This window comes from Mucilaginibacter pineti (genome assembly GCF_900101875.1).
Lineage (GTDB): Bacteria > Bacteroidota > Bacteroidia > Sphingobacteriales > Sphingobacteriaceae > Mucilaginibacter > Mucilaginibacter pineti.
The window spans coordinates 13,207-37,550 of record NZ_FNAI01000001.1; the positions used below are offsets into that span (position 1 = coordinate 13,207).

Sequence of the window (24,344 nt, forward strand, 5' to 3'; positions counted from 1 at the left end):
GGCGAAAAAATACAGCAGGCCATAAGGCCTGCTGCTCCCTAATTAACCATGATCACTTCAACTTTATGAAGCTGTTATTGTGCAGGTTATATTTTTCCATTACCTGCTGCATGGTTGGCCGGCTGTTGGTTTTGCTAAGGCTTAACGTGCCGGTTGTGCTGGCCGGGGTAACCACAATGCGTACTTTATCAATGTTGATGAAAAAGTTATTGCCATTATCACTATAGCCTACCGATATATGCACGTAAGCGGCGTTTGTTGCTGTGGTTATGTAGTAGGTATAGTTTTGTAAATAATTGTTGATGTTTTTGGTAAAGGAAAGCTGGGTCCAGTCATTACTGCCGGTATATCTCACATAAACAGATACCACACCGGTACGGGCAGCCACTGCGGCGGATTGCGGCAGGGTGAAAACGGTAGTGGTGTCGTTACCACCTTTGCTCATGCGTAAACGGGCAAAATTGGTGCTGGTAAAATCATCAAAGCCACTATAGATCCAACTGAAGGTGGCCGCATCCGGCGATTCAAAGGCCATAACGTTGGCATTCCCGTCGGCACCTTTAAGCGACGTTGGGCCGCCCCAGTTATCATTTAGTTTAGGACCGTAAATTTCATAGGTGCTGGTATTGATATAAAAATCACCCTCCTTACCTAAATCACCAAACTCGGCGGGAGGGCCGTCGCCGCTCAATATGGTTGATCCATTGGTACCATTGGTTCCGTTTGTACCGTTGCTGCCTTTCAGGCTGGTACCTGCGCCCCAGCCGGCCGCTGTTTTTGGGCCATACATAGCCTTTGCCACCTTACCGAAATAAAAGTCGCCAACCTTACCTAATGCTGGAGCAGGGTCATTGTCGCCGCTGTAAATAACAGATCCATCGGCACCCGCCGGGCCTGCGGGGCCTTGTGCGCCATTCGCTCCGCGCAATAAAACAGGGATTCCCCAGCCTGCGGCTACCTTTGGCCCATAAAGCTGGTAGGCACTTTTATCCAGGTAATAATCACCAACACGACCGAGGCCTACAGCGGGAACGGTGTTGCCGCTCAAAGTAACGCTGCCGTTGGTGCCATTTGTACCATTGGTTCCGTTTGTACCGTTCTGGCCGTTTGTTCCGTTTTGCCCGTTGGTGCCATTTGTACCATCGGTACCTTTAAGTGTTATTGGCTGGCCCCAGCCATTGCTTGTTTTAGGGCCGTATAATTGGCCGGTATTGCGGTTCAGGTAATAATCGTTAACAGCACCTATGGTAGTTACAGGTACGCCGAAACCACTGTAAATAATACTACCATCTTTACCGGCGGCGCCTGTTGGGCCTTGCGCACCCTGGGCACCACGCAATAGAATGGCAGTGCCCCAGTCTACCGAGGCTTTGGGACCATATAATAAGTAGTTTGTTTTATCTAAATAATAATCGCCATTTGAGCCGATCCTTGCTGATGGTGTACCTGCACCGCTTAAAGTAACACTGCCATTGCTACCATTACTACCATTGGTTCCGTTTGTGCCGTTTGTCCCATTCTTGCCATCGGCACCCATCAAATCAATGGGTGAGCCCCAGGTAGTTGTTTTGGGGCCGTAAAGCTGCCTGGTGGTACGGTTAAGGTAATAATCGCCGGGTTTACCTGTACTTAAAAGGGGCAGGCCCGTTCCGCTGTAAATAATACTGCCATCGGCACCGGCGGCACCAACTGCACCCACGGCACCGGTTGCGCCCTGTTGGCCTTGCGGCCCGGTTGCACCTTCTGGACCTTCAAGACCGTCTTTTGAGCAGGAATATATAAAGGCGGTAAATACCAGCAGAATGATAAGGAGTTTGTTTGTTTTCATAACAGAATAGATTTGCAGAAATAATTGTTAGCTGAAATTACCGGGAACATGGCCGCTATTGCGCTGATAATCGACTAACGTACCTGAATAATCGTTGAAAGGAATGATTACTAAAATTCGGGGTTCATGGAATCGGGATGATAGATAACCCTGAACCGGCCATCGGCAAGTTTGGTGGTACGCTCTGGATTGGTTTCATAAAGGGCGTACAGCACGGGCGTAAACGTGCCTTCTATCACGTAAGCCGTTTTATCTGATTTATCTATTTTGGTAATCTGCACCGTATTTTCCTGAACGGGATTATCGGCCGTTGTGCTGGCCATTTCCTTGTCTGAGCTTTTTGCTTCGGGATAATAGAAAACACCGCTTTGCGCGCCGTTATCGTTACGGGTAGATGGATAGCTGCCTGGTTTAAGGTCGGAGTTGGAATGAAAGGAGAGGTCCATTCGTGAACCATCCGCAGCCTCGGCAAAAATAGAAAACTGGTGACTTAACGTTTTATAGCTTACCGTATAGGTTTTAAATTCTTTTGATGGAAAGGCCTCCCAAAGTTTATCATGTATCTTAACTGAAAAATATTGATTGGGTGTGGTGCCTGCGCTTGTCTTGGCCGTATCATTGGAGGGTGATTTCCCCGAACCTGATCCACATGAGGTATATAACAACATAGCAACCAGGCCTAAGCTTAATAATGTTGGTTTTATAAGATTTTTCATAATGATTGGGTTATGAAATAAACTTATAGGTAAACCGGAGTATCAGCAGATAATAATCTGTCAACGGTTATAAATAATCGGTGAAGGGAAAATGGAGGGGAAATTGTTGGGGCTGTTCGGTTGTTTTTTCAGTGTAGATGAGGAAATATATTGCGTATCTACATCATGGATATCAGTTAAAAATAACAAGCATAGCGGTGCCGCCAACATCACTGCTGATGTGCAGCGTTGCATTTAGTTTTTGTAATAACTCCTTAACTATCAGTAATCCATAGCCTGAAGATTTGCTTTTGATATGTACGGTATTTAATAGTTCATCAATTTTTTCAGCGGGGATAACATCGGCCTGATTAACTACGGATATAAAGGATTTGCCCTTCGCATCCGTTCCGGCATTTAAATAGATTGCTGTGTTGGCATAGGCGCTGTTAATGGCGTTCTGCAACAGGTTCCGGAGTATGATGATAAGCAGGTTTTGATCGCTCATGAGGGCCTGCAGGTTTACATCGCCAGGTTTAATTTCAAGTTGTTTGGTGGTGGCCTGGCTTTTCACCATGAGGGATGCCTCGTTAAACAGGCCGTTAATATCAATGCGCTCTATATCAAGCGCAAAATTTTCCATCTGGCTTTTAGACCAAAGCAGCAGATCTTCCATAGTTTCTAAAAGATCGGTTGACGATTGGATAAGCTGTTGATGGTGGCCGGCCTTTTGCTCGTCAGTTATCAGCTGGGGTTGTTGCTGTAATTTTAAAAAGGTAAAAAGCTGGCTTACCGGGCTGCGCAGATCATGCGAAATAATGCCGAACAGCTTGGCCTTAGTTTGATTGGCGCCGGTTAACTGCTCGTTTATAATATCCAGTTCCTGGTTTTTTTTATCGAGCAGTAAATTTGCTTTTTGCTTATTCCGGAAGTTAAGGTAGATAGAAAACAGGGCGATGAGTAACATAGCGGCCCCGCCAACCAATAACCAGCGCATAGTCCGTTCCTGTTTCAGCTGGATGTTTTTATCATCATTTTCTTTATTCAATAAACCTATCTTTTGTTGTTTTACCTCGTTCTGGAACATGGCTTCAGTTTCGGCAAGGTTTAGGGAGATCTTTTGTTGGTTCAACGAATCGGATACGATGATATATTTGTTAAAATACTGCGTGGCCAATGCCGTATTGCCTGTTCTGATCTCAACAGCTGTGAGGGATTTTAACACTTCGGCGTATTGTTCTGCATTGTAAACCTGGGCACCATGCTCGCCCATTTTGTAGTACTTACCGGCGGTGGCATAATCATTAATCGCTCTATAATAATCGCCATAAGCCATATTAACAGCCGAAGTCATTATTTCTTTATTGTCAATTTTAGCTTGTTTGTCGGCTTTATCAATATATGATTTCGCCAGCTTATAATCTTTAGCTTTTAAAGCCAGATTAGCCATTTCAATACTTGTTGATATCAGCTGCGACCAATTACCCGGTGTGCCATCAACAGTTTTATGCAGCAGGTTATAATATTTTAAGGCGTTATGCTGGTCATTCAACATTGCGTAACTCCGTACAAACTTGCCGTAGGCTGTAACATCAAATATAATGGAGTGGTTTAAGTTTGGCCGGGCATCGTCCAGGTATTGCAGCGCTTTGTTGGGTTGTTTCAGGTAGAGGTAAATTTCGGCAACCATCATTAGTTTGGCGGCATAATCAAGCTTGAGTTTAAGTGATTTTGTGGTATCGGCAAGTTTTTTATGCAGTTCCACACTCTTTAAAAAATCGCTCAGAGCAATACTGTAATAAAACTTTTGCTGCTGATTGTATAAGCCTAAGTTGTAATAAACATCGCTTTTATTTTTCAGGGTATCGGTGCTTTCAGCTATCTGTTTAAGCTTTTGGGCGGCTTCATCGGCCTTTTGCTGCATACCCATGTAGTGATAAATAGAAACGAGGTTGCCCAGCGGTTTTAAGCTCCGTTCAATTAGCTCTGCTTTTACAGCCTCGTCATAAGCGGTTTCAAAATGATTTTTGGCTTCGGGAAAATTCTGCTTATAATAATACCCAACACCTATCGACTGATTAAAGAATAACTTATACTCGTGGTCTGCAGGTTGTGTAAGCTTTAACGCGTCGTTGCCGGTTTTAATGAGTTCATCAAAGCTTTCGCTTTTACCGGTAAAGTTGGCGATGATGGCTTCGCAAACTTTCTTTTTTTGATTTAGTACTTTGTATCTGTCGTTTTGCTGGCCATAGCAAAGGCCTGCAATTAGCATTAAACACAGGGAGATAAGGTTCTTTAGGTTCATGTTACAACGGTTTAAATGCTTGTTTGGCTTCGCGCAGGTAGGTTTTTCCAACAGGTAAAATACTCGCGCCCATATCAATGTTTTTAATGTTAAAGCACTGCACTTTATTTATAGCTATTACATAGCTGCGGTGTATGCGCATAAACTTACCCGCAGGTAACGATTCAAGAAAGCTGGATAGGGTGGTAAGCGTTAAGTGCGATTTTTTTTCGGTTACTATTTTGGTGTAATCGCCGTAGGCTTCCAGGTAAAGGATCTCGTTAAGATTTAGTGTTACGGAGCTATGGCCATCCTTGAAAATTACTTTTTCGTTTTCAAACAGCACGTCGTAAGCTTCGGCTTTGCTTTTAAGCTGGATAAAATCATTAATGCGTTGTATGCTGCTGCAAAACCTGGGGCTTTCAACCGGTTTTAAAATAAAATCAAAAACCTTTAGCTGAAAACCCTGCAGCGCATATTCAGGGTGCGATGATACGATAACATTAATACAATTTGATTGGTTGATGGAGCGGATAAAATCGAGCCCGTTTATTTCGGGCATATCAATATCTACAAATAAAACGTCGGGCTTGCAGGTGTTAAAAAAGCTAAGGGCATCAACACAATTATCAAAACTGCCCGATAGTTTGAGATTGGGATAGTTTAATATCTCGTTTTCAACGGCTTGCCTATCCAGCAGGAAATCGTCAATTACTATACATGATAAAGGTTTTGTCATAAATTTGCAGGTTTAGACAGGTTAAACCTAATGAAAAATTATAACTATTTGTTGTTCAAATTAATTTAGAACCATTTGCTATAATTATGCAGGATTGGTTGATAACCAGTATGCTTTTGTTTTGAGGTTGGCCCTGAAGCATAAGTAATAGTATCTTTATCGGCGCATAAACAACTGAATTTTGAAGGCGAATCTTGTTACAAATCGCCCAATTTATCATCTAATAAAAAAATAAAAAAAATGGGTAAGGGTAAAGCATATTAAGCGTGTCTTGTATCCGCATCATATCATATAAATGGGATATAAAACAGCCTGTTTACTTAAATACAAACGCTTAATGATAATAAACAGAACTCAAATTGCCCGCTTTCTTTTCCTTTTTATAGCCGCAGGTATCAGCTCAAAGACCTTTGCGCAGGGCAATTTAATGAAGAACGTAGTTATAGGCGATATAAAAGATCAGCGCCTGGCTAACGTCCTTACTAAAATTGCCAGCAAAGGCGATTTTTATTTTGCCTACAATAATAAAAGTATTCCTGCCGATAGCATTGTATCTGTTTCGGGCTTCCACGGATCGTTGTTTAGCCTGCTTGACAAATTGTTGGGCGAGGAGTATGAGTTTAAGGAGGTGCCCGGCTATGTGGTGTTAAGGCATGCTCCAAGTAAATTATACCTTACCGCCGAGGTTGAAAAAGACCAGTCGAAACAATTTATAGTACGAGGATTTGTAAAAGACGTTGTAGACCAAAAGGTGGTAAAGCAAGCCAGTGTTTATGAAAAGGATTTGCTGATATCGACCCTTACCGATGACAAGGGATACTTTGAGCTAAAATTGAAAAACTACACCGGCTCGTTGCTCCTTACCGCAACGCGTGAAAACTACCGGGATACCTCGCTTTATGTGCTCCCGTCTATAAACGTTGTAGCCAATCCAGCCGCCGACCAAGCCTATAAATATTATCCCGAAGATAATGGAGGTAAAAGTGTTGAACATAGCCGTTTTGCGAGGTTCTTTATCAGCTCAAAGCAGTTGGTGCAGGGACTAAATTTAGGTAACTTTTTTGCACTAAGTCCTTACCAGATATCTTTAACACCTGGGTTAAGTTCGCATGGTATGTATAGCAGCCAGGTTGTTAACCATTTTTCGTTGAATTATTTTGGCGGATACACTGCCGGAGTAAATGGTTTTGAGGTAGCAGGTTTTTTTAATATCGACCGCAAGGATGTTAAATATGTACAGGTAGCGGGTTTATTTAACGTGGTTGGGGGGAGTATGCGGGGTTTCCAGGCGGCAGCTGTTTATAATAACGTGCTAAATAATGCCTCGGGTGTACAGGTAGGCGGCCTTATAAATAAAGTGGATAATTTTAAAGGTATGCAGGTTGCAGGACTTTTCAATTATGATAAAACGGCATCGGGCTTTGTATTGGCGGGTTTGTTTAACAGCACCGGCGATTTTAAGGGCGGCGTGCAGTTTGCAGGGCTGGTTAACGCAACACAAAACGCTAAGGGTATACAATTTGCAGGTTTATATAATCAGTCGGCAGGCGATGTGGGATCGCAGTTTGCGGGGCTGGTTAACGTTGCCAAAAAGGTAAAAGGGTTTCAGTTTGCAGGACTGGTTAATGTTGCCGATAGCAGCGATTATCCCATTGGTCTTGTTAACTTTATTAAAAACGGTGAAAAAAGTATAGCCATAAGTACCGATGAAAACCGGTTCATACACCTCGATTTTCGCTCTGGCGGCCGGGTTTTATATGGGTTGATAGGCGTGGGGCATAGGTTTGATAAACAGGCATCCAGCAGTACTATCAACCTGGGTTTCGGGGCTCATATTATTAACCCTAACCTGTTTTCGCTTAATGGCGAGTTTATTACGCAAACAGTTACCGATTTTAAAAGTCCGGCTTACCAGGTGAGTTCTTTTAAACTATTGCCGGGCCTTAATCTTAGTAAAAACATCAGGCTGTTTGCGGGCCCATCCCTTAATATAACTTATGCCGATAAGGGTGATAACATTCCCGTTCACGGATGGGTACTTAGTAAACACATCAGTAATAATGGTAAACTAAGTTTGGTTCATATTGATTTCACCGGCGGACTGCAACTGGTTTGGTAAACCACCAATAACTAAATATGGCAGTATCTTGAAACTTTATATAAACTGTCTAAAAACGAAAGTTTTTCATTGCCGTTGACTTTAGTCAACGGTAATGAAAGGCATTATTACGGGCTTTAGCCCAATTATCCAAGCGACATTTGGGCTAAAGTCCTCGTTTTCTACTCATTATTCCGTTGACTAAAGTCAACGGCAATGAATTTTATAGCATACTCAAATAGTTTAAATCAAATTTAAACAGCTTCTACGATATGGCAGTGTGTTAGTTTGTAATTAATTTTCACCTGTAATCTCAACACCATTTCGAATTGCGGCTCCAAGTACATCAATATTTATATCTTTTAAGTTTTTGAACTTAATGCAATACCCGCTCACGCTCGCCTTGCCTATTTCTTTTCCATACGTTTGGGCCAGGTATGTTTTATCTTCGATACCAAGAATATAGATAGAAATTCCGGTTGTGTTTGCGCTCATACCAATTTGATAAAACTCCCTGGTTTTTCCATCAGCATATTTAATGGTGTAAAATCCATAGCCTATATTAGGATTAGAAACAGTTTTGTTTTCGCTGTTTTTACCATCAAAGAACCATAATTTACATCCCGGTAATACCTGGAGTATAAACCTATGCAGTTCTTCCATGTCGCTGCGTTTTGGCTCAGGTTGGCTGGTAATATACGTTTCGATTTGTTCTGTTATGTTCATATGAAATGATGGGTTGCTTACTTAGCCTTCACTAATTTCAAACTGAAACACTATCCTAAATATTTATTTAAGGATAATGCCTTGATCTGTTTTAATAACCTGCATTTCGGGGTTACTCGTTTTTAACACATTTAATATTTTATCCAGCGCAATATCCTGCTTAATAGTAAGCGACATAGGATAATTGCGGATGGCATTATTCTCAATTTTAATATTGACATTATATGCTTTGTTCAGCACATCCACCAGCTGCCATAGCGGCGTTTTATTGGCAATAAATACACGGTTGGTATAATAGTTATACAGCAGTTCGGTGTTTTTCTCCACCTTCAGCACTTTATCACCGGGTTTTATGGTTACCCTGTCCTGCGGGTTTAACCGTACGGCGCTGCTACTTTTGCGCACCTCCACTATACCGCTTTCTACAATAACCTCGGTACTTGCTGCCCCGCTTTTTATATTGAAGGCCGTACCGATATCCTTTACGGTTATTCCATTCACACTTACCGAAAACGGAACCTGCTCGTTATGCTTCACATCAAAAAAGGCTTCGCCGGTAAGTTTTATTTCTCTTCTTTTGCTATAGCTGCCGGTATAGCTAATGCTGGAGTTTTTGTTGATATACACCATTGAGCTATCGGGCAGGGTTATTATACGCACGGTGTTTGTTGCCTGTATGTTTATCACTTTTTCTGGGCCGTATAAGCTGTAGGCAATCCAACTGCCACCAATTAAAAATACAATTGCCGCAGCTATGCGCAACCAGTTTGTACGGGGGGGAATGGGTACTACTTTAGCCTGTTGTGTGCTTTTACTGCGCAACTCCTTAAAATGTTCCCAAGCCTCAGTTTCGTGCAGCGGACTAACCTGCGCAAGCCGTTTGCTGCTCTCCAGGATCACCCTTACATCATCCAGTTTTTTTGTATTGGCAGGACTTGATGCAACCCATGCATCAACCGTAGCGCGCTCATCGGGGCTGGCTTCCCCAAGGATATATTTGATCAGTATATCTTCGCTCGTATCCTTCTTCATGATCTAAACATATTAAATAACATCAACGTAATTAATGGTAAAAATTCCTTCATTTCTTTTCGCAATATCCGCAGGGCTTTGCCCATATGCGTTTCCACCGTTTTTATAGAGATATGTAACTGATTGGCAATCTCCTGGTATTTTAATTCCTCAAACCTGCTTAAATGAAATATGGCCCTGCATTTTTCGGGCAGTTTATTTAGCGCGTTGTTAAGGTGCTGCTCCATTTCGCTGAGTTTTAATTTACCGGCAGCATCGTCTGTATGGTGTTGCATGGTGTGTACAGTTGCGGTTTGATATTTTAATTGAACCTTTTGGTGCCGTAAATAATTAAGACAATCATGATAAACCGATTTATACAAGTATGATTTTATAGAAACCTGCGGGTTTGCCCACTCGTTACGTTCCCAAAGTTTCAAAAACAGGGATTGTACAACTTCTTCGCTGGTATCCCAATCCTTTAATAACGAAAACGCGTAGGCATGCAGCTCCCTGAAGTGTTTTTTGAACAGCTGCTCAAAAACTACTTCGTTATCATTACTCAAACCGGCTGTTAACTTGGTATCATCCATTAATCGGGAATCAGTTTTCGGCAAATAAATATAAATCGATTGAAATTGATTTGATTGCAGGCAGCTTTTATTTGCACAGCCGCCTGCTTTATCAAACTTAATTATTTATTGGAATTTAAAGCCAACTCCCAGGCTAAAAATGTTGGCCTTTTGCCCAAGCTGCTTGTTAAATTTGCTTAGGCCCAGGCTGTAACGGGCATCAAAAGTTAAGTTGCCTACGTCAACACCGGCATCAACAAGGCCGCCCGCGGTAAAGTCCTGGTATTTGAAACCACCAGGTGCAATTGGCTTTTTTAGATTGTATGACAGATCGGGCCCGGCGGCCAAACGTACATTAAAATCGGCCGTGTTAAGGAGTTTGTAACCAACCAATAAGGGCAGGTTTATCTGTCTGAATTTGGCCTCGTAGGCACCGGAGTTAAAACGGTACTTATCGCTAAAGGTAACATAGTTAAGTTCGGGCTGAAAGAACAGCGTACTGCCGGTGCGGGCAAATATCCCCGCGTTAAAACCAATCTTTCCGGATTTGTCTGATACAGCATTCAGGCCGGTTTTAAGGGTAGAAAAGTTAACGCCGGCCTTAATACCAAACTCCAGATCAGATGATGATTGTGCTTTTGCTGTACCGATACCCAGTGTAACTACAATGGCGGTAGCCAATAATTTAATTGTTTTCATTTTGATTTTTGTTGTGATTATATATGTGATTATTAGATTATTATAAGTTGCGTGTCACTTAAAAAAGCACCTGTACACCGGCTGTATAGCCTGCATAAAAGCCGTATAGATTGCGGTCGTTGTTTCTTTTCCAGCTGGAGATGTATTTGGTGGTCATGTTTCTGCCTTCCTCGGTATCGGCATTAACATAGTTGATGGATGGGCCGCCAAACAGTTCCAAAGTACGTGTGATTTTAAAAGCAGGCATTAACCTGAACGACGATTTAAAGTAGTCGCCGCCTTTAAAGCTTTCGAGGCCGCCGCTCACCAATTCGGTATTCAGGCGAAATACCTTTGTGCTGAAGATATGGGCACCCAAACCAGCCTCATAGGCATATCTATCGCGCTTATTTTTGAAGTTGTAACCCACTCCGATAATGCCATACAACGTTTTACCGCCCGACCGGAAAGTTAACAGCGTAGTTTGGTTTTCATCAATAGTAGCTGCAAAGGCCTTTTCGCCATTTTTTGAAAGGTTGATGATACCTATTTGGGTACCGGCGCTATCGGCAATGTTTATAAATGATAACTGCGTGCCCTTAACCTTTTTTGCAACATTGATAAACGCCGAGATCTGTACACCTTTTACATTTTTGGCTACGTTGGAGAACCCCGCTATTTGCAGGGACGATACATCCCCGCCTTTATTAAGGAAGCCGGCAATCTGCGGGCCGCTACCGGTATTGGCAATATTGGCAAAGCCAGCGATTGCCACACCCTTGCCGCTACCATAAGTGTTTAAAAAACCGGCTACCATGGTGCCGTCGGCATTATGCCCAACGTGGTTTGAGAAGCCCGCTATTTGAAAGCCGGTAGCATTGTTATGTATAATGTTTGTTATACCTGCAATGGTAAAGCCGCGTTCGGCGGCAGATACGCCCGCAATAATATTCAGTGAAAAACTGTTAGTATCGCGGGCAGCACCTGCGCCGTTGCTGCTTAAGGGGTAAACTAAACCAATATTTGTTTTTGCGCGGGTATTTTGCTGGGCGAAACTGCTGGTGCTTGCAAAGCCGGCCAAAATTAAGGCGGCTGTTTTAATGATAGTAGGAAAGCTATTCTTTTGGTAATTGTTAAAATTCATGGTACGCTATTTTTCGTGTATTTGAAGCTATAACACGATCAATAAGCTTTACCCTTACTGCATTTTAATTTTTTTGTACGATGAGTATGTGCCGCTAAAATAATGGCAGAAATTATCCAATTAAACCAATAAGGAACTATCTTAACTCCAAAGCCCGTTTCCGGTAATCGGTGGGGGTGATGCCGGTTTTTTCTTTAAACAGCTTTGAAAAGTAAAAGTAATTATGAAACCGGAGATCATAGGCGATCTCTTTTATGGGGATATCCGGATTGTTTAGCAGCTCCTTGGCGCGCTCTATTTTTAGCTGGATGTGATATTGTCCCGGCGACAAGCCCGTATAATTTTTAAACACTTTCCTGAACCACGAGTAACCAACCTGCAACTCCTGGGCGGCCTGTTCGGGTGAAAAATCAGTAGCGATATTTGAGCGGAACAATAACCTCGCTTTGTTAATGATCAGCTCCCTGTCCTCACACTCTACCGCGTTTTGCTTAATAATGGAGTGAAAGCTACCCATCAAATGCAAAGCCGCGCCCGAGATAAGGGGCTGATAACCGGTGTTCTCCTGCTTGGTGGTTTCAATAATGCTGTTGAATAAGTTAAAGATACCCTCATGAAAGCCTATGTACAGGCTTGGGTTATCTGGCCGCAAGAAATGGTTTTTGGTGAGGTTATCTACAATATCGCCCTTTATGCCAATCCAGTATTCATCCCAGCCGGTTTCGTTATTGGGTTTATAGCGGTGCCGCTCGCCGGGGAACAGGATAATGATGGTGCCTGCCTTAATCTCATGCTGCTTGCAGTTGTCTGATTCAAAGATGCCTTTGCCCCGGGTTATATAAATGATCTGGTATTCGTTTAGTACGCGCCCAATGTTCCAGTTAAAATAATGATGTGCCGGGTGGTTTTTCCCCGGGTACGAGCCTGTCGGACCAATATGCGTGCAGCCGGTGTTTAAAACACATAAGCCCCAGTTTTCATCATCACGGCTAACAGGCAGGTACTTATAATAATTGATCATTCAAAAACATAATTTTAAGCATACCATGTTTGCAATAAACACATCCATCCCTAAAATCTGAAAAAACATGGAGATGGCGTGGTTTATACAAAATTAAAGATAGCTGCAATTAACACCATATCAAAAAATACATCAACCGTTAAGAAGCTGTCTAAATTTGATTTAGATTATTTATGTATCATGTAAAATCATTGCCGTCGACTTTAGTCGACGGCAATGATGACTGAAAAACGAGGGGGCTTCAGCCCAAATACCGCTTGACAATTGGGCTGAAGCCCGCAATAATCTATTCTGTTACTGTTGACGGCAATGAATATTCTAATCTTTAACAGCATCTTAATAAATAAAATGCTACATCTTATTTACCGAAATGTATTTGCAGTTTAAGCTCCCGGTTTTTTTCTGTCGAAAAGGTTTTACCACCGTCATTACTGTAAAGCTCAACTCCCGTCGTTTTAGCTGTATCCCTAAATGCAAATCCGTAGCAACCGGTAGCCGCAGCCGATTTGATAACAATGCAATACGCCGCGCCTTTTGTTACCATAATTTTAGGATGAATAGCCACCCTTTTTGCCGACCAGCCAATTGTCGCTGCCGGAATAGCCTCGGTACCTAAAGCAGAGCCTATAGCCTTTCCGGTTTTATCCGCTTTAAATATAGTGACAGCAAGCTCCGCATCGGGATAGCCGGTTTTAAAGGTGGTAAGCTCAATGGTGGTTAATACGCCAGTTTTTGCCGGTATAAAAGATTGTGAGCGCTGTACATTTTTGCTGATATCGCAATGGGTCTTGAACCCTGCATCAGCTTTAATAGTTGAAACTTTATTATCCGAGCCCGAAATTTTAAATGCCTGCTCGCAGGTCATGGGGTTTATGGAGCCATCGGCAGCAAAGGTTAGGGGAGCCCAATAGTAATTGGCGAGGGCTTCATTTTTAGCCGCGTTGTTCCACAGATCGCTGCCAAACAAAAACACCGTGCCCGAACCCAGCTTTATGGTAGATACAAACGAAGGCTGCCCGCCGCATGAATTATCGCTTATCTTTTTCCCTTCAGACCACGGCCCCAGGGGCGATGCGGCCGTTTTATAAGATGCGCCCGTACCTGAACAATAACCGCAATTAGGGTCGGAATACACTACATAGTAAATTCCATTACGCTTAAACATACCCGGTGCCTCGGTATTGCCCGTAGTAATGTTTTTTACCACTTCGCCGGTACCGGTAAGGTAATCGGCACTTAGTTTTTCTATTACAATGCTGCCCTTGGTGCGCCAGTCGGTATAGGCCAGGTAAGCGGTGCCGTCATCATCAACAAAAGTATCATGGTCGCCGTTGTTCAGTCCTGCGGCAGGTGCGCTGCTATTTACGGCCAGTTTAGGTTCGGCAACCTCGGTAAATGGCCCAACCGGACTTTTACCCGTAAACACACGGTAACCCGATACATTGTCGTAAACATTTATCCAAAGCACATACAAGCCGGTTTTTTCATTGAAAATAACATGTGGTCTAAAGCAGCCATAAGTATTGCCGTTGCAGCGGGTTTGCCAAACCTGGGTTTGGGCATCAAACAAAAAGCCACGATCCTTCCAGTTCACCATATCGGTAGATGAATAGCTTTTAAACCCGCAGAAAGGTGCGTTTTTGTTGCCCCACTCAAAACCGCAATCGTAACTGGTGCCATACAGGTAATAGACACCGTTAAATAAGGCTATCTCGCCGTCATGTGCGTCAATGGCATCGCCTACGGTGCTAAAGCGGGTTACCTGCTTGCCGTCCTTATCAAAATTGGTTACTGTGTTTGCTTTTGCATTGGTTTGCGCGTTTGCGCACTGCGGCGCAAAATAGGTGCACATTATAAAAACAAATGCAATAGTATAATGCCTGGTTTGAAACATATATCAGTTTTTGTGGAATTAAGTACAGAAGGTAACCGGTTTATATGGTTGCCACCGCTAAATTAATTAAACCCGCCAAGCGCTGTTTATACAATTTGACAATTATGATGTGTTTTGTGGCAAATAGGTTGGTGTGAATATGCTTTTATCGTCATACTTCTATAGGGAATTGCTAATTATCAAAAACTACAAATCAAATATCAAAATATACATTTCCGCTTAGCTGCATTAAAATACTTTTGAATACCGATTTAAATCAAGGCATTAACACGACTTTACTCACCCGACCATCGCTACGCTCGGCCACCTTCTCTTCGCCTTCGGCGGAAAGAGGGGAGGGATTAGTTTGATAATATTGGGTGAGTAGAAAACAAAATAAAAAAATGTCTTCACCCTCTTTCCAGCGCAGCTGAAGAGAGGGTCGGCCAGCGAAGCGAAGCCGGGGTGAGTCGAACCAATATACAGATCCATTAAAAATACCAAATATGAGAAAATACCTAACTATAATCTTTTTATCCGTTACAGTAGGTGTTTGCAGCGCGCAGCCCCAACTAACCGTGCAATGGAACGATGTGGTAATGGTTTCAAAGTCGACACCTACGCTACAGGTAGTGGGTAATCCCATGTTGCGCCGCAAAGCGCCAATGCACGATGGCTCATTCAGCGCCCTGCGCGATTTGAACGCCGATTATGTAAGATATGTGCCCTGGTTCCCGTATCCTAAACTGGCCGTTGCCGAACTGGAACCACCAACAGCCACCAAAACCTCCTGGGATTTTAGCCTGATAGATCCCATGACCATCGATTTTTTGGAAGCTACCAAGGGGCATTCTGTGATCATGAATTTTAGCACCATTCCCCAATGGATGTTCAAAACCGACCACCCGGTTGGCTATCCCGAAGATGCCAACAATGTTGGCTGGAGTTATGGCGGCGGTACGCAATTAAGGGATTCCACCATGAAAGAATTAACGGGTTACTTTGTGCGCCTCATTAGCTGGTACACAAAAGGTGGTTTTACAGATGAATTGGGAAAATATCAAAAATCAGACTATCATTATGAAATTCCGTATTGGGAGGTATTGAACGAGCCCGATCTGGAGCATAGCATGTCGCCGCAAACGTATACTAAAATTTACGATGCCATGGTTACGGCTATTAAAACGGTATTGCCAAAAGCTAAATTTGTGGGCATGGCGCTTGCTTTTGGAAACCCCAACTGGTTTGAATATTTTCTGAACCCGGCCAATCATAAACCCGGTATCCCGCTGGATATGATCTCTTACCATTGTTATGCCAATGCCAACAGTAATCAAAAGTTCGATGCGTATGAATATTCGGTGTTTGATAAGGCCGAAAGCTTTGTAAATACGGTAAGCTATATTGAAAATGTCCGCAAACGCTTATCCCCGGCAACCAAAACAGATATTAATGAATTAGGCACCTTTGTAAACGATGAAATGCGCGGACAGCCTATTCCTCCTGCTTACTGGAACCTGTCGGCAAGTGTGTATGCATATTTTTTTATCGGGCTTACCAAGGCAGGTATCGATGTTATCGGCGAATCGCAGCTCGTTGGTTTTCCAAGCCAGTTTCCGGATGTGACCATGATAAACTATCAAAACAATAAGCCCAATGCGCGTTTCTGGGTGCTTAAACTTATTAAAGACAATATTAAGGCCGGCAGTAAACTGGTAAATACCGGTATTAACGCCAACAATGGCGATGATATAGTGGCACAAGGCTTTACAGATGCAGGCATAAAAAAAGTGTTGCTGCTTAACAAGCGAAACAAAACCATCGATATTAAAATACCTGCAGACTTTAAGGGGGCTAAGGCATATACCATTGATGAATCATCTGCCGATGATCCCGCTATTCAATCTGTTATAAATTCCGAAAGTGTTCAGCTAAAGCCGTTCGCTGTAAAATTGCTGGTGCTGGAAAAATAAAATAATAGGTATACTATGCAGTTAAGAGCTTTTAAAATGAAATTGACACCCGGGTTTAAGGATGAATACCGGAGGCGGCACAACAATATTTGGCCCGAATTGGAAGCATTGCTTAAAAATAATGGTATCAACGATTATGATATTTTTTATGACGAGGATACCGATGTTTTGTTCTGCCTGCAAAAGATCAACAGCGACAAATTATCATCAGATTTAAGCAGTAATGAGGTTATGAAAAAATGGTGGGATTATATGGCTGATATTATGGATGTTAACCCGGATAATTCGCCGGTTATAAAATATCTTGAACCGGTTTTTCACCTTAAATAAAGCAACTCAATTTATTGTGCAACAATGTTTGTTTAATGCTGATATTTAAATCAAAAAGTATAAATTTTTTATCAAATAGGTAATATAGTGCAAGTACAATTAAAGATAGATTTGGAAGCCTCTCTCATGAACTTTAAAATTATTACCTAAAAAAATGAACAGATTTTTATCCTTCCTTATCATCGCGTGTTGTGGTTTAAATATCGCCAATGCGCAGGTGAACAAGCTGCAAAAACAATTCCTCCATCCGCCCGATAGCGCAAAGCCGGGTGTGTACTGGTATTTTATGGATGGTAACATGTCCGAAAAATCCATTACTGCCGATTTGGAATCGATGAAGACGGTAGGCATTGGCAACGTTACTTTCCTGGAAGTTAACGTAGGCATCCCGCGCGGTCCGGTTGATTTTTTGAGCGAAGAATGGCAAAATATGTTTGCCCACCTGGTGAAAGAAGCTAAACGTCTGGGTATTGAAATTACCTTAGGCATAGGTCCGGGGTGGACAGGCAGCGGTGGCCCGTGGGTGCCCGTAGCGCAATCTATGCAACACCTGGTGAGCAGCACTATAAATGTAAGCGGAGGCACAAAACAGCCGATAGTTTTGCCTGTACCGCCACCCAAAGCGCCATACTTTGGCGAGGGTGGCTTTAGCCCCGAACTGAAAAAACAATGGGACGATTTTTATGAAGATGTCGCCGTGCTGGCTTATCCAACACCATCGGCACAGGCGCCTAAAATAGCCGATATAGATGAAAAGGCATTGTATTACCGTGCACCTTATTCATCGGCGCAAGGGGTTAAACAGTTTTTACCGTCAACCGCCCAGTATCTCGAACCTGCAAAAGATGCGGTAATTGATAAAACAAAAATTATCGACCTGACCAGTAAACTACAGGCCAACGGTACCCTCAATTGGGTTGCCCCCAAAGGTAACTGGACTATCATGCGATTGGGCCGCCGTAATAACGGCGCTATTACCCGCCCGGCACCCGTGCCCGGTTTAGGCTTCGAGGCCGATAAATTAGATACTATAGCGCTGAACGCCCATTTAGATAATTATGTAGGCAAACTCATCCGCAAAACAGGTAAACCTAATGTGAACGATGCCGGCGGTTTAAAAAGGCTGCACATGGATAGCTGGGAAATGGGAGCGCAAAACTGGACGCCTCTTTTCCGTGAGGAGTTTAAAAAAAGGAGGGGATACGATCCCTTACCTTATTACCCGGTTTACGCGGGCAACATTGTTGAAAGTGATGAAATAAGTGAGCGCTTTTTATGGGACTTACGCCAAACAGCGCAGGAACTGGTGATAGAGAACCACGCCCAGCAGGTAAAAACCTACGCCCATCGCAATAATATGCAGCTGTCTATAGAGCCGTATGATATGAACCCGACTGCAGATCTTGAGCTTGGTTCGGTGGCCGATGTGCCAATGGCCGAATTTTGGAGCAAGGGACTTGGGTTTAACTCATCGTTCAGCTGCATCGAATCTACGTCGATAGGCCACGTAAATGGTAAATCGCTGATCCCATCAGAGGCTTTTACCTCGCAGGATAACGAGGGCTGGAAACAATACCCCGGCGCCATGAAAAACCAGGGCGACTGGGCGTTTGCCACAGGTATAAATCGCTTTGTTTTCCATACGTTTCAAAATCAATTCCTGCCCGATTCCTTACGCCCTGGTGCCACCATGGGTCCGTACGGTGTACATTGGGACAGGAACCAAACCTGGTGGCCTATGGTTGGCGGTTACCATGATTATATATCGCGCTGCCAGTATATTTTACAGCAGGGCCGCACCGTGGCGGATGTGCTGTATTTAACACCCGAGGGTTCACCGCATGTTTTTCGTCCGCCATCCTCTGCTATGGATGGCGATATTGTACAGCCGGATAGAAAAGGTTATAATTTCGACGGATGTTCACCAGGCCAGTTGTATACAGCCATTGTTCAAAACGGGATGATTGTATTCCCGGGTGGCGCGAGTTACCGTCTGCTGGTATTACCGGCTGTTAAAACTATGACACCGGCTTTACTCAAAAAAATTCAATCGCTGGTAAATGATGGTGTAGTGGTTGTGGGTTCGCCGCCGTTAAAATCGCCGGGCTTATCAGATTATCCTTTATGCGATGTACAATTAAATACAATAGCAAAAGAATTATGGGGCACCCTGCAGGAACCATCGCAACAAACCACGCATCAATACGGTAAGGGGAAAATAATATGGGGTGGCGAACTGGGGACGCAGATAAATGACCTTTATCCCGAATATGACCTTACCGCGGCCATACTAAAAGCGATGAACGTTGCGCAGGATTTTACAGCCAATGGCACTTTGCGCTACACCCATCGTACCACCGGCGACGAGGACATTTACTTCGTATCGAACAGAACAGGCGCGCCGGTTGAAACCACCGCGACATTCAGAACCACTGCCGGAAAACCCCAGCTTTGGGATGCCATGACCGGTACTATAAAACAACTGCCCGAATACACAGTAGCTGGTGGACTTACCACAATTCCATTAAAGCTGGAGGCTTATCAAAGCTATTTTGTGGTATTTGCTAAAAGTAGCTTACAGGCCGCCACCACTAAAAACTTTGCCGAAAATACGGTAGTAAAAGCGCTGGATGGTCCGTGGCAGGTTAGTTTCGACCCTAAATGGGGAGGCCCCCAAATAATAAAGTTTGACGAACTGAAAGACTGGACGCTGCGCCCGGAAGATGGTATAAAATACTACTCGGGTACTGCGGTTTATCACAAAGAGTTCGATCTGCCTAAAAACCTTAATGCCGGAGGTAAAAACCTTTATGTTGATTTGGGGGAGGTTAACAATATGGCCGGCGTAAAGTTAAATGGTAAGAATCTGGGTATAGTTTGGACAGCTCCCTGGCGAGTAGAAATAAGCGGCGCTATATTGCAAAAACATAACAAACTGGAAATAGAGGTAATAAACCTATGGCCAAACAGGTTGATAGGCGACGAAAGAATCCCCGAAGCCGACCCGACGGAGAACGGAAAATGGCCCGAGTGGCTGCTTAAAGGGCAACCGCGCAACAGCAAAAGGTACACCTTTTCCAGCTATAGGTTTTATGATAAAAACTCGCCCTTGCTAAAATCGGGTTTGGTTGGGCCGGTAACAGTACAGCAAAGTGGTTTATAATTTATGACGAATATGCGTAGCTACAAGAAAAATTCAATAAAGTGCTTTTCAATTGGTGCATTACTTTTCCTTTTCATTAATGTAGCTCACGCGCAATTAACAGTCATAAAAACGCTTTGCGAAAATAAGGCAAATCCGTTGGGTGTTCCGGTTAAACAGCTGCGTTTTGGCTGGGAGCTTTCTTCGGCGCAAAATGGGCAATATCAAACGGCCTACCAGTTGGTAATAGGGCGTTCGGTGGCAGATTTAGATCATGGGCTGTATAGCATTTGGAACTCATCCATTGTTAAAAGCGGCGAAAGTGTTTTGGTTCCCTATAAAGGAGCCGGCCTGCAAGCGGGAACGCGCTATTTTTGGCGGGTAAAAGTGTGGGATAAAAATAAAAAGGCTTCGGCATGGAGTAAAATAAGCTCCTTTTGTACGGAACTTGAAAGTACTGCCGATTGGAAAGGCGCCCGCTGGATAGGTTACGAGGACCTGCCTGATAGTATGCGTGTTGCACCTGGCTCGCCTTGGCGATTGGCGAATAAGGCTTTGCAAAGGCCGGTAGTACCCTTGTTCAGGAAAGAGTTTTCGGCCAATAAAAAAATAGTGTCGGCATACGCTTTTATCAGCGGTTTGGGTCAATATGAAATAAGTGTCAATGGGAAAAAGGCAGGCGATGGTTTCCTGACACCCGGGTGGACGTATTATGATAAAACCTGCCTGTACAATGTGTTGAACGTAACTGCCCTACTAAAGCAAGGAGCTAACGCCATAGGTGTAACGCTGGGCAATGGCTTTTATAACATCAACAGTGAGCGTTATTTTAAACTTGTAGTTGCCTTTGGAATGCCCAAACTTATCTGCCGCATAAAAATTACCTATGCTGATGGCACAACCAATGATATCATAAGCGACCAAAGTTGGACAACCGCGCCATCGCCAATCACCTTCAGCAGCATTTACGGCGGCGAAGATTATGACGCGCGCCTGGAGCAACAAGGCTGGAACGTAGCCGGATTTAACGCTTCGCATTGGAAAAATGCCGAGCTGGTAAAAGCCGCTTCGGGCGTACTAAAAGCCGATATGGATTACCCGGTTGCTGTTATGGATACGTTTGCGGTAAAAAAGGTAAGCGAGCCCAAGCCATCAGTTTATCTGTATGATTTCGGTCAGAATGCCTCAGGAATCCTGGAATTGCAGGTAAGCGGCCGCAAGGGGCAAACAATAAAACTTATTCCTGCCGAAATTTTAACTTCCGGGAAGTTTGCCAATCAGGATGCAACCGGAGGGCCATATGTTTATTCCTACACTCTAAAAGGCGACGGTGTAGAAACATGGCGACCAAAATTCACCTATTATGGATTTCGGTATGTTCAGGTTGAAGGTGCGTTGCCAGATGGCAAAGCAGCTGAATTACCCGTTATAAAAAAATTAACGTCGCTGCATATCCGTAATTCATCGCCGCAAAATGGTACGTTCAGTTGTTCCAATGAATTGTTTAACCGTATTTATACGCTCATTAACTGGGCCATAAAAAGTAACTACCAAAGTGTGATTACCGATTGTCCGCACCGCGAAAAACTAAGCTGGCTGGAACAGGACTATCTGATGGGTAACTCTATTCATTACAACCTGGATAATTATAGCCTGTATCGTAAACTGGTATCGGATTTAATGGACGCGCAAACACCGGCAGGCTTTGTACCCGATATTGCACCAGAATTTGTAAAATTCGACGGTGGATTTCTCGACTCGCCGGAGTGGGGCAGCAGCGCGGTTATTTTGCCCTGGCAGCTGTACAATTGGTATGGCGATAAGGATGTACTGCAAAAGGCATATCCCATGATGACCAAATATGTAGCCTACCTGGAAAGTAAATCTGATCATCATATTTTATCATACGGCCTGGGCGATTGGTTTGATTATGGTCCGCAGCAACCGGGCGAGGCCCAGCTTACGCCTAAAGCCCTTACAGCCACCGCTATTTATTATTATGATGTTTTATTGCTGAGTAAAATGGCGGCGCTATTAAATAAAACATCAGATGCCAAGGCATATACCCAGCAGGCTATTGCCGTAAAGCAGGCATTTAATAGTAAGTTTTTTAATACGATAAATAATGTATATTCAACTGGCAGCCAGACTGCTATGGCTATGCCATTAAGCATTGGTTTGGTTGATAGCGTTAACCGGGCGGCAGTTCTCAAAAATCTCACCGACTCCATAAAGCAGCAAAAGTACGCGCTTACCGCCGGGGATATCGGCTTTCATTTTTTAATTGATGCTTTGGATAAAGACGGCCAATCGCAGGTTATCTATGATATGAATAACCGCGATGATGTGCCTGGCTATGGGTATCAGCTTAAAAAAGGAGCAACAGCTTTAACTGAGTCGTGGCCCGCGCTGGAGAATGTATCAAACAACCACCTTATGCTGGGGCATATTATGGAATGGTTTTACAGTGGCCTGGCGGGCATAGGGCAGGAGGCCAACAGTACGGGATTTAAATTATTAAGGATAAGGCCGCAGCCGGTTGGCGATATCACGAGTGCATCGGGATCATTCCATACGCCTTATGGCTGGGTTAAAACCAATTGGAGAAAGCAGGGTGGCAGTTTTTATATGGAGCTTACCATTCCGCCCAACGTGGGTGCCAACGTGTACCTGCCGCTTAAAAACGGGCTTAAGGTTTATACTAACGGGAAACTCACCAGAGGTAATCAACCTGCCGGGGACGGATTGGAAAAAATTCCATGTGCAGCGGGCAAATACATTTTTGAAGTTAAATAAAATGATAGATAGCAATTTGAAAATTGGGTTATTCGGCATTGGGCTGGATGTATATTGGGAGCAGTTTGATGGTTTGAAAATCAGTTTGGAAGGCTATCTGGAAACACTGAGCGCCAAATTTAATACCCTACCTGTTACGGTGGTTAATGCCGGGTTGGTTGATACCGTTGATAAGGCATTTGAAACCGGTAAAATGTTCAGGCAGGAGGATGTTAATATTATATTTTTATACGTGGGCACCTACGCGCTATCGTCTACCGTGCTGCCAGTGGTTCAAAAGGCCAACGTGCCGGTGGTGATACTTAACCTATCGCCAGGCGAAAGTATAGATTATGAGCAGTTTAATAACCTGAACGACCGTACACTCATGACAGGTACCTGGCTCAAATACTGTTCGGCATGCCCGGTGCCTGAAATTGCCAATGTTTTTAAAAGAACGGGTATCAAATTTCACCAGGTTACCGGTATGCTGGAGAATGATCCGGAAAGCTGGAGCGAGATCCTGGAGTGGGTAGAGGCGGCAAATGTGGCCAATATTATGCAGCACAACCGCATAGGCTGTATGGGCGGTTACTATTCGGGTATGCTGGATATTTACACGGATATTACTTTGCAGATAAAATACTTCGGCGGCCATTTTGAACATATTGAGGTTGAGGAACTCAGCACCATAAAAAATGAAGTTACTGCCGCCGAAACAGAAAAGCGCGTAGCAGATTTTAAGCAAAAGTTTGATATTCAGGATGATTGCCTGCCCGAAGAACTTTCAAGGGCTGCCCGCACATCTGTAGCTATGGATAAGCTGATCACCCAATATAAACTGGGTTCATTTGCCTACTACCATAAGGGGACGGGGAACCCGGATAATGAGGATACCATGAGCTCGATCATCCTGGGAAATTCGTTGCTTACCGCGAATGGAATCCCGGTTGCCGGAGAGTATGAAATAAAGAACGCGCAGGCCATGAAGATCATGGATAGTTTTGGCGCTGGCGGTTCATTTACAGAATATTACGCTATGGATTATAAGGACGATGTGGTGCTGATGGGCCATGATGGTCCCGGGCATATTGCCATTGCCGAAGGTAAAACCAAGGTAAAACCTTTGCAGGTTTATCACGGCAAGGTAGGCAGTGGCCTATCGGTAGAAATGGCCGTTAAATGCGGCGAAATAACCTGCTTATCCGTAGTGGAAACAGGAAATGACGGGCTGATGCTGTTGGTGGCAGAAGGACAATCTGTTGCCGGGCCTATTTTACAGATCGGTAATACCAACAGCCGTTATCGTTTTCCAGGTGGTGCGCGCAAGTTTGTAACGGATTGGAATAGTTATGGTCCGGCACATCATTGCGCCGTGGGCATAGGCCATATCAGCAGTAAACTGAAAAAGCTCTCCCTCATATTGGGTATGGAAATGGTGAAGGTTTGCTAATC

At 43.7% G+C, this 24,344-nt stretch carries 17 protein-coding genes; 6 read left to right on the plus strand and 11 right to left on the minus strand.

Going from position 1 to position 24,344, the window contains the following annotated elements; all coding sequences use genetic code 11:
* Positions 1–52: 52 nt before the first annotated feature.
* The 4 genes from BLS59_RS00030 to BLS59_RS00045 form a co-directional block, all read right to left on the minus strand.
* Complete coding sequence (locus BLS59_RS00030) at positions 53–1,828, minus strand: hypothetical protein (protein ID WP_091142121.1); 1,776 nt, start codon at positions 1,826–1,828, stop codon at positions 53–55.
* Positions 1,829–1,938: 110 nt separating this feature from the next.
* Positions 1,939–2,544 carry a hypothetical protein gene (locus BLS59_RS00035; RefSeq protein ID WP_091142125.1) on the minus strand — a complete coding sequence of 202 codons (606 nt, stop codon included), beginning with the start codon at positions 2,542–2,544 and terminating at the stop codon, positions 1,939–1,941.
* Positions 2,545–2,716: 172 nt separating this feature from the next.
* On the minus strand, positions 2,717–4,828 hold the full coding sequence (locus BLS59_RS00040) for a tetratricopeptide repeat-containing sensor histidine kinase (RefSeq protein ID WP_091142128.1): 2,112 nt from the start codon (positions 4,826–4,828) through the stop codon (positions 2,717–2,719).
* 1 nt (position 4,829) lies between these two features.
* On the minus strand, positions 4,830–5,546 hold the full coding sequence (locus tag BLS59_RS00045) for a LytR/AlgR family response regulator transcription factor (protein ID WP_091142132.1): 717 nt from the start codon (positions 5,544–5,546) through the stop codon (positions 4,830–4,832).
* Positions 5,547–5,883: 337 nt separating this feature from the next.
* Between BLS59_RS00045 and BLS59_RS00050 the strand changes: the two genes are divergently transcribed.
* Positions 5,884–7,665, plus strand: coding sequence for a hypothetical protein (locus BLS59_RS00050; protein ID WP_091142136.1), 1,782 nt, complete (start codon positions 5,884–5,886; stop codon positions 7,663–7,665).
* A 273-nt stretch (positions 7,666–7,938) separates the two neighbouring features.
* On the opposite strand, the gene BLS59_RS00055 is transcribed toward BLS59_RS00050, so the two are convergent.
* From BLS59_RS00055 to BLS59_RS00085, 7 genes are all read right to left on the minus strand, one after another.
* A complete protein-coding gene (locus BLS59_RS00055) occupies positions 7,939–8,370 on the minus strand; it encodes a DUF1801 domain-containing protein (RefSeq protein WP_091142141.1) in 432 nt (143 codons plus the stop codon).
* A gap of 63 nt (positions 8,371–8,433) precedes the next feature.
* Complete coding sequence (locus BLS59_RS00060; protein WP_091142145.1) at positions 8,434–9,402, minus strand: FecR family protein; 969 nt, start codon at positions 9,400–9,402, stop codon at positions 8,434–8,436.
* Positions 9,399–9,974, minus strand: a complete 576-nt coding sequence (locus tag BLS59_RS00065; RefSeq protein ID WP_091142148.1) for an RNA polymerase sigma-70 factor — start codon at positions 9,972–9,974, stop codon at positions 9,399–9,401. The genes BLS59_RS00060 and BLS59_RS00065 overlap by 4 nt, the downstream gene beginning before the upstream one ends.
* Positions 9,975–10,079: 105 nt before the next feature.
* Positions 10,080–10,652 carry a porin family protein gene (locus tag BLS59_RS00070; protein ID WP_091142152.1) on the minus strand — a complete coding sequence of 191 codons (573 nt, stop codon included), beginning with the start codon at positions 10,650–10,652 and terminating at the stop codon, positions 10,080–10,082.
* A 58-nt stretch (positions 10,653–10,710) separates the two neighbouring features.
* Positions 10,711–11,775, minus strand: coding sequence for a hypothetical protein (locus BLS59_RS00075; protein WP_091142156.1), 1,065 nt, complete (start codon positions 11,773–11,775; stop codon positions 10,711–10,713).
* Between the two features lie 136 nt (positions 11,776–11,911).
* On the minus strand, positions 11,912–12,796 hold the full coding sequence (locus tag BLS59_RS00080) for an AraC family transcriptional regulator (RefSeq protein ID WP_091142161.1): 885 nt from the start codon (positions 12,794–12,796) through the stop codon (positions 11,912–11,914).
* Positions 12,797–13,154: 358 nt separating this feature from the next.
* Positions 13,155–14,690, minus strand: a complete 1,536-nt coding sequence (locus tag BLS59_RS00085) for a family 43 glycosylhydrolase (protein WP_091142165.1) — start codon at positions 14,688–14,690, stop codon at positions 13,155–13,157.
* Between the two features lie 485 nt (positions 14,691–15,175).
* Between BLS59_RS00085 and BLS59_RS00095 the strand changes: the two genes are divergently transcribed.
* From BLS59_RS00095 to BLS59_RS00115, 5 genes are all read left to right on the plus strand, one after another.
* Positions 15,176–16,642: a GH39 family glycosyl hydrolase gene (locus tag BLS59_RS00095; protein ID WP_162842533.1), complete on the plus strand. Its 1,467-nt coding sequence runs from the start codon at positions 15,176–15,178 to the stop codon at positions 16,640–16,642.
* A gap of 36 nt (positions 16,643–16,678) precedes the next feature.
* Positions 16,679–16,972 carry an L-rhamnose mutarotase gene (gene rhaM, locus BLS59_RS00100; RefSeq protein ID WP_240315119.1) on the plus strand — a complete coding sequence of 98 codons (294 nt, stop codon included), beginning with the start codon at positions 16,679–16,681 and terminating at the stop codon, positions 16,970–16,972.
* 154 nt (positions 16,973–17,126) lie between these two features.
* Positions 17,127–20,135, plus strand: coding sequence for a glycosyl hydrolase (locus BLS59_RS00105; RefSeq protein WP_091142179.1), 3,009 nt, complete (start codon positions 17,127–17,129; stop codon positions 20,133–20,135).
* Positions 20,136–20,147: 12 nt separating this feature from the next.
* Entirely contained in the window at positions 20,148–22,910 is a 2,763-nt protein-coding gene (locus BLS59_RS00110; RefSeq protein ID WP_205411151.1) for a family 78 glycoside hydrolase catalytic domain, read from the plus strand.
* Position 22,911: 1 nt separating this feature from the next.
* A complete protein-coding gene (locus tag BLS59_RS00115; RefSeq protein WP_091142185.1) occupies positions 22,912–24,342 on the plus strand; it encodes an arabinose isomerase in 1,431 nt (476 codons plus the stop codon).
* Positions 24,343–24,344 lie beyond the last annotated feature (2 nt).